Source organism: Streptomyces sp. NPDC041135 (assembly GCF_055592085.1).
The window spans coordinates 86,514-98,913 of the sequence record NZ_JBVIYZ010000015.1; the positions used below are offsets into that span (position 1 = coordinate 86,514).

Annotated in this window: 12 protein-coding genes and 1 riboswitch; of the genes, 7 read left to right on the top strand and 5 right to left on the bottom strand. The window is 75.1% G+C overall.

From position 1 onward, the window contains the following. Positions 1–40: 40 nt before the first annotated feature. Positions 41–182, bottom strand: a riboswitch (cobalamin riboswitch). A 183-nt stretch (positions 183–365) separates the two neighbouring features. Both ACZ6CZ_RS27935 and ACZ6CZ_RS27940 read right to left on the bottom strand, forming a co-directional pair. Then, the gene (locus ACZ6CZ_RS27935; protein WP_469026484.1) at positions 366–593 is read right to left on the bottom strand and encodes a hypothetical protein; all 228 of its coding nucleotides are present in this window, start codon (positions 591–593) and stop codon (positions 366–368) included. Positions 594–639: 46 nt separating this feature from the next. After that, a complete protein-coding gene (locus ACZ6CZ_RS27940) occupies positions 640–1,944 on the bottom strand; it encodes an inorganic phosphate transporter (RefSeq protein WP_469026486.1) in 1,305 nt (434 codons plus the stop codon). Between the two features lie 276 nt (positions 1,945–2,220). Here ACZ6CZ_RS27940 and ACZ6CZ_RS27945 point away from each other — a divergent pair, with 276 nt between their 5' ends. The 3 genes from ACZ6CZ_RS27945 to ACZ6CZ_RS27955 all read left to right on the top strand — a co-directional run bounded on the left by ACZ6CZ_RS27945 (position 2,221) and on the right by ACZ6CZ_RS27955 (position 5,968). Then, the gene (locus tag ACZ6CZ_RS27945) at positions 2,221–2,940 is read left to right on the top strand and encodes a class II aldolase/adducin family protein (RefSeq protein ID WP_469026489.1); all 720 of its coding nucleotides are present in this window, start codon (positions 2,221–2,223) and stop codon (positions 2,938–2,940) included. A 259-nt stretch (positions 2,941–3,199) separates the two neighbouring features. After that, complete coding sequence (locus ACZ6CZ_RS27950) at positions 3,200–4,351, top strand: alpha/beta hydrolase (RefSeq protein ID WP_469026491.1); 1,152 nt, start codon at positions 3,200–3,202, stop codon at positions 4,349–4,351. A gap of 171 nt (positions 4,352–4,522) precedes the next feature. Further along, positions 4,523–5,968: a hypothetical protein gene (locus ACZ6CZ_RS27955; protein WP_469026493.1), complete on the top strand. Its 1,446-nt coding sequence runs from the start codon at positions 4,523–4,525 to the stop codon at positions 5,966–5,968. A gap of 18 nt (positions 5,969–5,986) precedes the next feature. Here ACZ6CZ_RS27955 and ACZ6CZ_RS27960 read toward each other — a convergent pair whose 3' ends face one another. Both ACZ6CZ_RS27960 and ypfJ read right to left on the bottom strand, forming a co-directional pair. Next, positions 5,987–6,400, bottom strand: a complete 414-nt coding sequence (locus ACZ6CZ_RS27960; RefSeq protein ID WP_469026495.1) for a VOC family protein — start codon at positions 6,398–6,400, stop codon at positions 5,987–5,989. Positions 6,401–6,520: 120 nt separating this feature from the next. Next, positions 6,521–7,411, bottom strand: coding sequence for a KPN_02809 family neutral zinc metallopeptidase (ypfJ, locus tag ACZ6CZ_RS27965; protein WP_469026498.1), 891 nt, complete (start codon positions 7,409–7,411; stop codon positions 6,521–6,523). Positions 7,412–7,617: 206 nt separating this feature from the next. Here ypfJ and ACZ6CZ_RS27970 point away from each other — a divergent pair, with 206 nt between their 5' ends. The 4 genes from ACZ6CZ_RS27970 to ACZ6CZ_RS27985 all read left to right on the top strand — a co-directional run bounded on the left by ACZ6CZ_RS27970 (position 7,618) and on the right by ACZ6CZ_RS27985 (position 11,624). Next, entirely contained in the window at positions 7,618–8,352 is a 735-nt protein-coding gene (locus tag ACZ6CZ_RS27970) for a PQQ-binding-like beta-propeller repeat protein (protein WP_469026500.1), read from the top strand. Between the two features lie 90 nt (positions 8,353–8,442). Continuing rightward, on the top strand, positions 8,443–10,041 hold the full coding sequence (locus ACZ6CZ_RS27975; protein ID WP_469026503.1) for an ABC-F family ATP-binding cassette domain-containing protein: 1,599 nt from the start codon (positions 8,443–8,445) through the stop codon (positions 10,039–10,041). A 372-nt stretch (positions 10,042–10,413) separates the two neighbouring features. Beyond that, complete coding sequence (locus ACZ6CZ_RS27980) at positions 10,414–10,638, top strand: helix-turn-helix domain-containing protein (RefSeq protein ID WP_469026505.1); 225 nt, start codon at positions 10,414–10,416, stop codon at positions 10,636–10,638. Between the two features lie 182 nt (positions 10,639–10,820). Next, a complete protein-coding gene (locus tag ACZ6CZ_RS27985) occupies positions 10,821–11,624 on the top strand; it encodes an enoyl-CoA hydratase/isomerase family protein (protein ID WP_469026507.1) in 804 nt (267 codons plus the stop codon). A gap of 3 nt (positions 11,625–11,627) precedes the next feature. Here the strand turns inward: ACZ6CZ_RS27985 and ACZ6CZ_RS27990 are convergent, their stop codons facing one another. Beyond that, positions 11,628–12,341, bottom strand: a complete 714-nt coding sequence (locus ACZ6CZ_RS27990) for a nucleopolyhedrovirus P10 family protein (RefSeq protein WP_469026510.1) — start codon at positions 12,339–12,341, stop codon at positions 11,628–11,630. Positions 12,342–12,400: the final 59 nt, after the last annotated feature.

The following is a 12,400-nucleotide window of genomic DNA, read 5'->3' on the forward strand; positions in this document are numbered from 1 at the left end:
AGCATGCGGTGTGTGTCCTCACTCAGGGTGTCCACGCCCTGGTTCGACGAGACCGGCGGCGAGAGTTCCTGGCTCCCGGGGTGTACTACCCCGGTGACAGTGGCGGGACCGCGCCGGAATCGCACCGGCTTCCTCTTCTGCCGCCGTAGTGGCCCCGGCAGTCCACCACGCCCCCGGAACGGCCGTCAACTTGCCGTTGACCTGCGGGAGGAGAGTGTGCTCAGGCCCACACCCCCGGCCGACCGCCCGTCAGGTCCCGCCCGCCGCACACGGCATGCGAAAGGCTCCTCCCCGGCCCCGGCTGAGCGGAACCGGCGGGAGGAGCCCGTCGGACGGCGGCCGGCCCGGTGGCCGGCCACCCGGGATCAGGCCTTGGCCATGATCAGGAAGATGCCGTACGCCACCGCCGCCGCGCAGGCGGTGAAGCACACGTAGGAGCCGGTCACGGCGAGGACGGCGGAGTCGCCCCGGGCCGCGGCCCGCTCACGGCGGGAGAGGCCGGCGACGCCGAGGGTGAACAGGGCCACCAGGGCCACGGTGACCACGAGGCTGACGCCGAAGACGGAGCCGAGGGCTGCCCAGTCGATCTGCATATCGGTGCTGCTTTCTGGTCACCGGGTCGGTGACCGGGTGCTCGGGTCAGACGGTGGCGGCCGGCGGGACGGCCGGTTCGGCGCCGACCGCCACGGGGGCGGCGGTGACCGCGCCGGCCGGGACGGGGGCGGCCGGGACGGAGAGGGCCGGGACCGGGGCGGCGATGGTGGCCGTCAGGTCCGCGGTGACGGGGCCGGCGGGCGGCGGGGCCACGGCGGCGATGGCGGTGGTCACCACACCGGCGGGCTCGTCGGCGCCCAGGACGTTGGAGGCGTCCACGACCTCCCGGCGGGACAGCTTCCAGATCGCGGCACCGGAGGCCACCAGGAAGACGGCGACGGTGGCGGTGCCCCAGTCGCCCAGGTCCGTCACGGACTCGGCGAGCGCGCCGACCAGCGCGGCCGCCGGGAGCGTCAGCACCCAGGCGACGCACATGCGGGTGGCCGTGGACCAGTGGACCACGCCGCCCTTGCGGCCGAGACCGGCGCCCATCACCGAACCGGAGACGGAGTGCGTGGTCGACAGGGAGAAGCCCAGGTGGGCGGAGGCCAGGATGACGGTCGCGGCGCTGGTCTGGGCGGCGAAGCCCTGCTGCGGCTGGAGGTCGGTCAGGCCTTTGCCCATGGTGCGGATGATGCGCCAGCCGCCGAGGTAGGTGCCGAGCGCGATGGCGAGGCCCGCGGAGAGGATCACCCAGGTGGGAGGGTTGGAGCCCGGGTCGACCGCGCCGCCCGCGATCAGCGCGAGGGTGATGATGCCCATGGTCTTCTGCGCGTCGTTGGTGCCGTGCGCGAGGGAGACCAGGCCGGCGGAGGCGATCTGGCCGGCGCGGTAGCCCTTGCGGGTCGCCTCGCCCTCGGCGCCGCGGCTGAGCGCGTAGGAGAACCGGGTGGCGAACATCGCCGCGACGCCCGCCACCACCGGGGCGGCCACGGCCGGGATCAGGACCTTGGTGACCAGCACGTCACCGTGGACCGCGCCGAGGCCGGCCGAGGCGACGGTGGCGCCGATCAGACCGCCCATCAGGGCGTGCGAGGAGCTGGAGGGCAGACCCACCAGCCAGGTGACCAGGTTCCAGAGGATCGCGCCGACCAGGGCGGCGAAGATGACCTCGGGACGGATGCCCGTCTCGTCGACGAGCCCCTTGGAGATCGTGTTGGCGACCTCCACGGAGAGGAAAGCGCCCACAAGGTTCAATGCGGCGGACATGGCCACCGCGACCTTGGGCTTGAGGGCACCGGTCGAGATGGTGGTGGCCATCGCGTTGGCGGTGTCGTGGAAACCGTTCGTGAAATCGAACGCGAGTGCGGTCACTACCACAATCGCGAGGATCAGCGAGAAGCTTTCCATGTACCCAGGCAATCGTTCAGAGGTCGTTGGCGCGACGAACGTAAGCACCCCGGGTGAACGGAAGGTGAACTGGGCCAGGCATACCGGTGTCACAAATCCGGGGTCCGCGCTCCGCCACGCCCGGCGGCCCGTGTGGCGTCCGGGCTCCGCCCCCGCGCGGACCCCGCCGGCCGGTCCCGGGAGCCGTGGAAGAGATTCCGGTCACCCCGCGGGCGCCCGCCGCCGTCGCCCCGCCGGGAGGCCGGTCCGCCCGGCGCGGACTGGCAGGATCGCCGTATGGCCGAACAGCGGTGGGGACAGCGGGAAGCGGGCGACGGCCCGGAGGACACACCGGTCGCGGGACCGGGCGACGACGGGAGGACGGCCCGCGCGTGGGAGGCGCTGGTCGCCACCGCCCGCCGCACCGTCGCCGACGGACTGGTCGTCGGCACCTCGGGCAACGTCTCCGTACGCGTCGGGGACACCGTGCTGGTCACCCCCTCCGGCGTGCCCTACGACCGGCTCACCCCGGACGACATCACCGGCGTCGGCCTCGACGGCCGGCAGGTCCTCGGCACCCTGGTCCCGACCAGCGAGCTGCCCCTGCACCTCGCCGTCTACCGCGCCACCGGCGCCGGGGCCGTCGTGCACACCCACGCCGTGCACGCCACGGCCGTCTCCACCCTGGTCGGCGAACTGCCCGCGGTGCACTACGTGACCGGGACCCTCGGCGGACCCGTCCGGGTCGCCCCCTACGCCACCTACGGCACCGAGGAACTGGCCGCCCGCGTGGTGCGCGCCCTCGACGGCCGCTCCGGCTGCCTGATGCAGAACCACGGCACCCTCACCTACGGCGCCGGCCTCGACCAGGCCTACGACCGCACCGCCCAGCTGGAGTGGATGTGCCGGCTGTGGCTGACGGCCTCCTCCGTGCCCGGCCTGACCCCGTCCCTGCTGTCGGAGGCACAACTCGCCGAAGCGGGGGAACGCCTTAAGGGGTACGGCCAACGGAGGTGACCCGATGCACGGCAGCCACGCGCCCCGCCGACCCCAGTCCCGCACGCCCCGCTTCCCCCGCCCCCAGCTCCCCTTCCCCCTCTTCCGGCCCCTTCCCCGCTTCGCAGGCTCCCGGCGCCCGCCGTGGGCGCCGTGGACCGCGGCGGCCTCGTCGGCGTTCCGGGCCACCTGGGCGTCCCGGTCGCCGGCGGCCGGGCGGACGTCACCCCGTGCGCCCTTCCCGCTGGCCGGTGCCGGACCGCGCCCGGACACTGGAGGCGTGCGCACTGCCAGAGCGACCGCCGCCGCGGTCACCGCGGTCCTGGCCGCCGGCGCGGCCTCGGTGGCCGCCGGACGGCTCGCCAGCGACGCCGCGCTGAAGGCCCCCGCCGGCCGCCCCCTGCCCACCGAACCCCGGCTCACCGTGCACGGCACGGCCGCCGGACAGATCACCCTGACCCGCGACCTGGCCTCCCTGCGCCCGGGCACCTACGGCCTCACCGGTCACGGCTCGCACGCCGTCGTCGGCCCCGTCGTGGAGGGCGCCGCCCCCACCGCCGACACCGTCGTACGCCGCCTCGACCGCGTCACCCGCGGCACCCCGCACGCCGGCGACCGCGTCCGGCTCACCCCGAACGTGCACACCGGCGACCCCGGCACCGCCCTCGGCCTCGACCACTCCGACGTCGAGGTGCCCGGCGAACTCGGCGCGCTGCCCGCCTGGTACGTGCCCGGCTACCGCGACATGTGGGTCATCACCGTGCACGGCCTCGGCACCACCCGCGAGCACCCCATGAACGTCATGGAGTTCCTGCACAGCCGCCGCCTGCCGGTGCTCGACCTCGCCTACCGGGGCGACCCCGGCGCCCCCCGCCCGCCGGACGGGCTGAACCACCTCGGCGCGACCGAGTGGCGCGACGTGGACGCGGCGATCCGCTACGCCGTCGGCCACGGCGCCCGCAGCGTCGTGCTGTACGGCTGGTCCACCGGCGCCACCATGGCGCTGCGCGCCGCCGCCCGCTCCCCGCTGCGCGACCGCGTCGCCGGGCTGGTCCTGGACTCGCCGGTGCTCAGTTGGGAGGCCACGCTGCGCGCCCTCGCCCGGGCCCGGCACACCCCGGAACCCCTGCTGCCGCTCGCGGTGCGGGCCGCGCAGGGCCGCGCGGGACTGGAGGCCGACCGGTCCGCCGGGAGCCGTCCGGCCCACGCCGGCGCGAGCGGCGGCAGCGAACCGGTCACGGTGCCGACGCTGATCGTCCACGGCCCCGGCGACACGGTCGCCCCCTGGCACCTCTCCCGCCGCCTCGCCGCCCGCAACCCGGGCCTCGCCGCCCTGCACACCGTCCGCGACGCCCCGCACGCGGCCATGTGGAACGCCGGCCCGGCGGAGTACGAGGAGCGGCTGCGCCGCTTTCTGACCCCCCTGCTGTGACCCTGTCCGCACGGTCCGCCCGGTCCCGGCGGCGACCATTCCGTTTAACCCCGTACCACTGGCCGGATCACGCCTGCGCGAGCCCCGTCCGGGCGCGTACGCCGTCCGGCCCCGTCGCCCGCCGTGACATTCCGTTTGGGTTTTCGGACCGTCAACCGGAAGACTGCACCCGTGACGTCCCGTATCCCGCGCGACTCCAGGCTCCGACTCGTCCGACCGCGACCCCTGGCCGCCGCCCCCAGAGCTGTGAACCAGCGGCGCCCGCGCCGCCCCGCACCCCGGCCGCCGGAGGGCACCCCCGCCCCCGCCGAACTGGCCAGAATGGCCCGCTCCGGCCTCGCGGGCGCCGCCCGCGTCGCCCACTGGGCCGACGCCTCCCTCGGACCCGGCAGGGACGGCGGCACCGACGACGGCAAGGCCACCCTCTCCCCGGCGACCGCCGAACGCGCCGCGGCCGACCTCGGCCTCACCGCGGCCCAGGTGCGGGCCGACTGGGACACCGCCCGGCTAGCCGGACTCGTCGAGGTGCACGGCGACAGCGCCCGCCCCGGCTGGCGGCTGCGCGCCTGGGACCGCGACGACAGCGCCGTCCTGCGCGGCTGGGTCGCCCTGTTCGACGCCTGGTCGCTCGCCTACCCGGAGCCCGCCGACCACGAGCCCTCCGCGGTCGCCGAGGTCGTCTCGGCCATGCCCCAGGTGCTGTCCTTCCTCCAGCTGTCGGCCGGCCCCGTCCCGGTCGAGCAGCTGCTCGACCTGCTCCGGCAGCGCGTCACCGAACTGCGCACCGAGCGCTGCGAGGTCCCCTACACGCCCGGCGCCGGGAGCCCCGCCGCCCCCGCGCTCGCCGCGGTCCCGGCGATCGTCGCCGCCGCGGCGCGGCCCGCTCCCGCCGAGGACGCGGCCCTCGCCCCGCTGCTCGACTGGGCCCTGCACGCCCTCGCCTCCGTCGGTGCCCTGACCTGCGGTGACGGCCAGGCCACGCTCACCCCGCTGGGCAGCTGGGCGGTCTGGGTCAAGCTGGAGCAGATCTGCGTGGCCGCGCAGAGCCCCGCCGGCAACATCGAGCAGCCCGCCGAGAGCATGCTCCGCGGCTGCGCCCAGCTGCGCCCCAACGCGGCCCGCGCCGAATACCGCGCCTGGCTCGCCGCCCGCACCGTGGGCAGCGCCGTGAGCGAGCTGATCGACGCCGCCCGCGGCGAGGACGCCCTGCTGCGCGGGCTCGCCTTCGAGGCGCTGCGCGTCGTCGGCGCCCCCGCCGAACCCGACGTCCGCTCGGTCCTCGACGAGCCGGCGCTGCGGCCGTACGCCCTGCTGTGGCTCGCCGAGCACGACGGGATCGACCCCGAGGACGCGCACGAGGTGCTCACCCGGCAGGAGGCCACCTGGCTGTGGGTGGACACCGCCGCCGCCGTCGCCGACCACGGCGAGGCCCCGATGCTGGTGCGGCACCTGGAGTCCGCCGTGCAGCCGACCGTCCCGCAGCTGCTGGACGAGGTGCGCGCCGTCGGCCATCCGCGCACCGTGCAGGTGCTGGTCGCGCTCGCCGCGGCCCACCCCGACCCGGCCCTCGCCAAGGCGGTGCGCCGGGCCGCCTTCCAGGTGCACACCGGAGGCTGAGCGGCCGGGCGGGGCGCGTCAGCCGCCGATCTCGGGCGCGTACGTGCCGAAGCTCCAGATGTTGCCCTCGGCGTCCCGGGCCATGTAGTCCCGGGAGCCGTAGTCCTGGTCCGTCGGAGGCATCAGGATCTCCGCGCCGTGCTCCACGGCCCGCTGGTGGTGTGCGTCGACGTTGTCCACGACGACGTACACCCCCGCCGGACCCGCGCCCTTCATCGCCGTGTCGAACAGCCCGCCGCGGCCCTTCGACCCGAGCATCACCACGCCGTTGCCCTGCACCAGCTCGGCGTGCATCACCGTGCCGTCCCCGGCCTCGTACACCGACAGCTCGGTGAAGCCGAAGGCCTCCGTCAGCTGTCTGATCGCCGCCTTGGCGTCCGCGTACAACAGCGTCGGAAACATGCTCGGTCGCCCGCCGCCCGTGCCTGCCATGCCGATCACTCCCTCGTGAACCGGTGCCTCCGGAAGAAGTCGCCGCACAACCGGCGATCCGGACTGCCGCCCAGTCTGGCACCCGGCACCGACAACGCCCGGTGACCGCGCCCGGCGTGCTCAGCCGAAGGTGTCGCAGCGGTCCATGTCCCCGGTCCGGTAGCCCTGCCGGAACCACTGCTGCCGCTGCGCCGCCGACCCGTGCGTCCAGGTGTCCGGCGTCACCCGCCCCTGGAACCGCTCCTGGATGCGGTCGTCGCCGACGGCCGCCGCCGCGTCGAGGCCGTCGGTGATGTCGGCCTCGGTGAGGCTGGTGATCAGCGGCCGCCCGGTCGACTCGTCCGGCACCGTCGTCGCGTGGTGCGCCCAGACGCCCGCGTAGCAGTCCGCCTGCAGCTCCACACTGACCGAGGCGCTGCGCGCCCCGGTCAGGCCGTCCTGCGACCGGCCGAGCGTGCCCGCCAGGTCCTGCACGTGGTGGCCGTACTCGTGCGCCACCACGTAGGCCTGCGCGAAGGGGCCGCCGGTGGCGCCGAACTTCGTCTGCAGCTCGTCGAAGAAGCCCAGGTCCAGGTAGACCTTCCGGTCGCCGGGGCAGTAGAACGGCCCGACCTCCGAGGTCGCCGTCCCGCAGGCCGTGCCGACCCGGCCGCCGAAAAAGACGGTCAGGGAGGTGCCGTAGCTCCCGCCGCGCCGCCGCAGCTCCCGGGCCCAGTAGTCCTGCACGCTGTTGACGACCGCCACCATGCGGCAGTCCTCCCGGGCGTTCGCGTCCCGCCCGGTGCGGCAGTCGCGCTGCACCTCGGCCAGGGAGGAGCCGGCGGGCGCGGGGGAGTCGCCGCCGGAGGACAGGCCCAGCTGGTCGGGGCCGACGCCCAGGAACAGCCCCACCAGCAGGACGACCAGCCCGGCGATCCCGCCGCCCACGGTCGCCTTCCCGCCCGGGATCCCGCCCCCGCGCACATCCTGGACCTCCGAGGTGTCCAGATCCGCGTCGTCGTCGAACTGCACCGGTTACCGCCCTCCGCCCGGGTCCGCCCCGGGGCCGTCCGCACCCTGCCTCCGGCGTGACCCGCCGGACGGCCGCCGCACGGGTGACGCACCCGCACCCGGCCGCCGTGTCCCGCCCGTCCGCCCGCCCCGTCCCCCTACGCTCTCCGCCTGATCCGCGGGCGTGCGACCCCGCGCGGGACACAGCGGACACCGAAAGGGGACCGGTGGCCGTTCTGCCGCACAGGGTGACCCCGCCGGCCGCCCCCGAAACCCCCTCGCCCGCGCGCACCCCGCCGCGCGTCCCGCGGGCCGTCCTCTGGCTGCTCCTCGCGCTCCTCGCCCTCGGCGCGGTGCACGAGCTGCGCCCGGCGCCCTACGGGGACCGCCTCACCGGCGCGCACGGCGGCCGGGCGGCGCCACGCGCGCGTGCCGGGGCCCGGGCCGTCGAGGCCTACGACCCGGGCTCCGGACGGCTGCGCTGGCGCTACGCGCGCGAAGGGCACCGGCCGCTCGCCGTGCTGCCCGCGCGCGGGCACGTGGTCGCGCTCTGGGACGACGGCCTCCTGACCGCCACCGACGGCCACTCGGTGCGCTGGCACCGGGCCCTGCCCGCGACCGCCGGCTGGCTGCGCGCCCGGGGCGGCACCGGCGTCCTGCGCCCCCTCGGCCGCGGCATGCTCGCCGTCGTCACCCCGGCCCGGATCACCGCCTACCGCACCCTCGACGGCGACCTGCGCTGGATGCTGCCCGCCCGGCCGGGCTGCGCGTTCCGGTCCGGCGCGGCCGCCCGGCACGGCACCGCCCTGCTCGTCGCCCAGCCCTGCGCCCGGGGCGCCTGGACCGCGCAGCTCGTCGCCGTCGACGACCTCGGCCCGATCGCCCCGCACCGCGAGGCCCTCGGCAACGACCCGGACGGCGACGACCGCGACGCAGAAAAAGCGCTTGCATCGCACCGTTAGACTTGGCCCATGGCCATTCTCCTCGCGCATTAGACGGCGGGAACGCCCTCAGCCAACCTTCCCGCCACCCATCCGCTCTGGAGTCTGTCCGTGATCTCCGCCTCCGGTATCGAGCTGCGCGCCGGTGCGCGCGTCCTCATCGAGAACGCCACCTTCCGGGTCGCCAAGGGCGACCGCATCGGCCTGGTCGGCCGCAACGGCGCCGGCAAGACCACGCTCACCAAGTGCCTCGCCGGCCAGGGCGTCCCCGCCGCCGGCACCATCACGCGCTCCGGCGAGGTCGGCTACCTCCCCCAGGACCCCCGCACCGGCGACCTCGACGTCCTCGCCCGCGACCGCATCCTCTCCGCCCGCGGCCTCGACGTCCTGATCCGCAAGATGCGCGACAACGAGCAGCGCATCGCCAACGGCCAGGGCGCCACCCGCGAGAAGGCCATGCGGCAGTACGAGCGCCAGGAGACCGAGTTCCTCACCAAGGGCGGGTACGCCGCCGAGGCCGAGGCCGCCACCATCGCCGCCGCGCTGAACCTGCCCGACCGCGTGCTCGGCCAGCCCCTGCACACCCTCTCCGGCGGTCAGCGCCGCCGTATCGAGCTGGCCCGCATCCTGTTCTCCGACGCGGACACCCTGCTGCTGGACGAGCCGACCAACCACCTCGACGCCGATTCCATCGTCTGGCTGCGCGACTACCTCAAGACCTACCGCGGCGGCTTCATCGTCATCAGCCACGACGTCGACCTGGTCGAGACGGTCGTCAACAAGGTGTTCTACCTGGACGCCAACCGCGCCCACATCGACGTCTACAACATGGGCTGGAAGCTCTACCAGCAGCAGCGCGAGGCCGACGAGAAGCGCCGCAAGCGCGAGCGCGCCAACGCCGAGAAGAAGGCCGCCGCGCTGCACTCGCAGGCCGACAAGATGCGCGCCAAGGCCACCAAGACCGTCGCCGCGCAGAACATGGCCCGGCGCGCCGACAAGCTGCTGGCCGGGCTGGACGCGGTCCGCCAGTCCGACAAGGTCGCCAAGCTCCGCTTCCCCGACCCCTCGCCCTGCGGCAAGACCCCGCTGACGGCCGAGGGCCTGTCGAAGTCCTACGGCTCGCTGGAAATCTTCACCGACGTCGACCTGGCCATCGACAAGGGCTCCCGGGTGGTCATCCTCGGCCTCAACGGCGCCGGCAAGACCACCCTGCTGCGCCTGCTCGGCGGGGTGGAGAAGCCCGACACCGGCCAGGTGATCGAGGGCCACGGCCTGAAGCTGGGCTACTACGCCCAGGAGCACGAGACCCTCGACCCCGAGCGCACGGTCCTGGAGAACATGCGCTCGGCCGCGCCCGACCTCGACCTGGTCGAGGTGCGCAAGGTGCTCGGCTCCTTCCTGTTCTCCGGCGACGACGTCGACAAGCCCGCCGGGGTGCTCTCCGGCGGCGAGAAGACCCGGCTCGCGCTGGCGACCCTGGTCGTCTCCTCGGCCAACGTGCTGCTCCTGGACGAGCCCACCAACAACCTCGACCCGGCCAGCCGCGAGGAGATCCTCGGCGCGCTGCGCACCTACAAGGGCGCGGTGGTCCTGGTCACCCACGACGAGGGTGCCGTCGAGGCGCTCCAGCCGGAGCGGATCATCCTGCTGCCCGACGGCGTGGAGGACCTGTGGGGCGCCGACTACGCGGACCTGGTCGCCCTCGCCTGACCGGCTGCCCGGCCGGGGCGGGCGACCGGGTGCCCGGCGCCCTGACCAGGGAACCGGCCATGGATCATTCGGCCCACCGGTGATCCATCATCTGTGTGAGATCTCCTCGTATCGAGGTGTGTCGTACACGGATTTTGCGGCCGATCCCTTTGTCGACAAGGGGTCGGCCGTCGCGCGTCTCTGACCTGGGAGTTCCCCAGATCACCCGTTCGGCCCCGCCGACGGATCGACTTGGAATGGCGGATTCCGCATGTGGGGACGCGCTCCTGTCGTCACAACCTTGTCTCACGGACCTTGCCGAATGGGTGGCCATCCCGCCCCGGAGGGGTGATCATGAGGAGACCAGAGCGCACTTCCCATGAGGAGGCACGGGTGGCCGAGACTCTGAAGAAGGGCAGCCGGGTGACCGGCGCCGCGCGCGACAAGCTCGCGGCAGACCTGAAGAAAAAGTACGACTCCGGTGCGAGCATCCGGGCGCTGGCCGAAGAGACCGGCCGCTCGTATGGCTTCGTCCACCGGATGCTGAGCGAGTCGGGCGTCACGCTGCGTGGGCGTGGCGGAGCGACCCGGGGCAAGAAGGCCCCGACGTCGTCCTGACTCCCCGGGGGCCCCTCGGCTTCGATGGTGGCCACCCGGTCGGTCTCACCCCGGTCCCGTGAGGGGCCCGGGGCGAGAACCCCATCGACCGGGTGGTTACTGTGCAGTCACTTAGCTGTGCCCGACCGCGGTGAACCGCCGTGGTCCCGCAGCGCGACGACCGCACCCATCGGAGGCGCCCCATGGCTTCGCCCGACCAGGACCTCATTCCCGTACTCGACAAGGACGGCGTACGGCTCACCGTCGACGACGCGCTCGCCACGGTGACGCTGACCAACCCGGCCAAGCGCAACGCCCAGAGCCCCGCCCTGTGGCGGGCGCTGGCCGAGGCCGGCCGGCTGCTGCCGGGCTCCGTCCGCGTCGTCGTGCTGCGCGGTGAGGGACAGTCCTTCTCCGCCGGTCTCGACCGGCAGATGTTCACGCCGGAGGGCATCCCCGGCGAGCCCACGTTCACCGAGCTGGCGCGCAGCGCGGACGCCGACCTGGACGCGGCCATCGCCGGCTTCCAGGAGGCGTTCACCTGGTGGCGGCGCACCGACCTGGTGTCCGTCGCCGCCGTCCAGGGGCACGCCATCGGCGCCGGCTTCCAGCTCGCGCTCGCCTGCGACCTGCGCATCGTCGCGGACGACGTGCAGTTCGCCATGCGCGAGACCGCTCTGGGCATCGTGCCCGACCTCGCCGGGACGCATCCGCTGGTCGGCCTGGTCGGCTACGCCCGCGCCCTGGAGATCTGCGTGACCGGGCGCTTCGTGCAGGCCGAGGAGGCCGTCGCCTCCGGGCTGGCCAACCTCGCCGTGCCGGCCGCCGAACTCGACGGGGCGGTGCGGGACCTGGTGGCGGCGCTGCTCGCCGCCCCGCGCGACGCCGTCGTGGAGACCAAGGCGCTGCTGCGCGGCGCCGCCGGCCGCACCTACGACGAGCAGCGCGCCGCCGAGCGCGCCGCCCAGGCCCGGCGGCTGCGGGACCTGGCGGGCCTGGCGGAGTGACCCTCAGGTCACCGACGTGACCAGCACCGCCACGCTCGGGTCGTCCCCCAGGGCCGCTCCCACGGCGGCGCGCACCCGCCGGGCCACGTCCACGGCCCGGTGCTCCGCGCTCACCACCACCTCGATGCGGACATGGCGGCGCGGCAGCGCGTCCGGCGCGGGCCGCCGCTCGATGTGCACCGCCCGGCCCAGGGTGCCGGTCGTCCCGACGACGCCGGGGACGGCCAGCGCGGCGGCCCGGGCGAGGACCTCGTCGGGGTCCGTGGCCTGCGGGGCCGGCGCCGGGGGCGGCGGGGGAGCCGGCGCGGCCGGGGCCCCGTCCGCCAGCAGCTCGGTCACCCGCAGGTCCACCTCGGCGACCGCCAGCCCCAGCACCTCCGTCGCCGCCGTCGCCAGGGCCAGCCGCAGCCGCGCGGCCACCGCCGGCAGCGGCTCGTCAGGCCCGGCGGCGACGTCCGCGGTCAGCCGCAGCGGCCCCGGGGGCAGCGCGCTCGGCGGCGCCGGTACGGCGCTCTCCCCGAAGTCCTCCGGGTCGGCGAGCGCGATCCGCAGCGAACGCAGCCGCACCCCCGGCACCGCCGGCGCCACCGCGCGCTCCAGCGCCGACCGGGCCGCGCCCTCCGCGATCCACGCGCCGTCGGGCGGGCCGCCGAGCGGCAGCAGTCTCCCGAGGCGCAGCCGCTGCCGTACCGTCTGGGTCCACTGATCGGCCGTCATTCCTCCAGCCTGCCGCATCCATGGCGCGCGAGCGCGCCAGCGCGCTTACGGTGGTCACA

Excerpts from the sequence above, each read along its gene's own strand:
- ACZ6CZ_RS27935 (WP_469026484.1), bottom strand. The coding sequence starts at position 593 with ATGCAGATCGACTGGGCAGCCCTCGGCTCCGTCTTCGGCGTCAGCCTC.
- ACZ6CZ_RS27940 (WP_469026486.1), bottom strand. The coding sequence starts at position 1,944 with ATGGAAAGCTTCTCGCTGATCCTCGCGATTGTGGTAGTGACCGCACTC.
- ACZ6CZ_RS27990 (WP_469026510.1), bottom strand. The coding sequence starts at position 12,341 with ATGACGGCCGATCAGTGGACCCAGACGGTACGGCAGCGGCTGCGCCTC.
- ACZ6CZ_RS27985 (WP_469026507.1), top strand. The coding sequence starts at position 10,821 with ATGGCTTCGCCCGACCAGGACCTCATTCCCGTACTCGACAAGGACGGC.
- ACZ6CZ_RS27960 (WP_469026495.1), bottom strand. The coding sequence starts at position 6,400 with ATGGCAGGCACGGGCGGCGGGCGACCGAGCATGTTTCCGACGCTGTTG.
- ACZ6CZ_RS27945 (WP_469026489.1), top strand. The coding sequence starts at position 2,221 with ATGGCCGAACAGCGGTGGGGACAGCGGGAAGCGGGCGACGGCCCGGAG.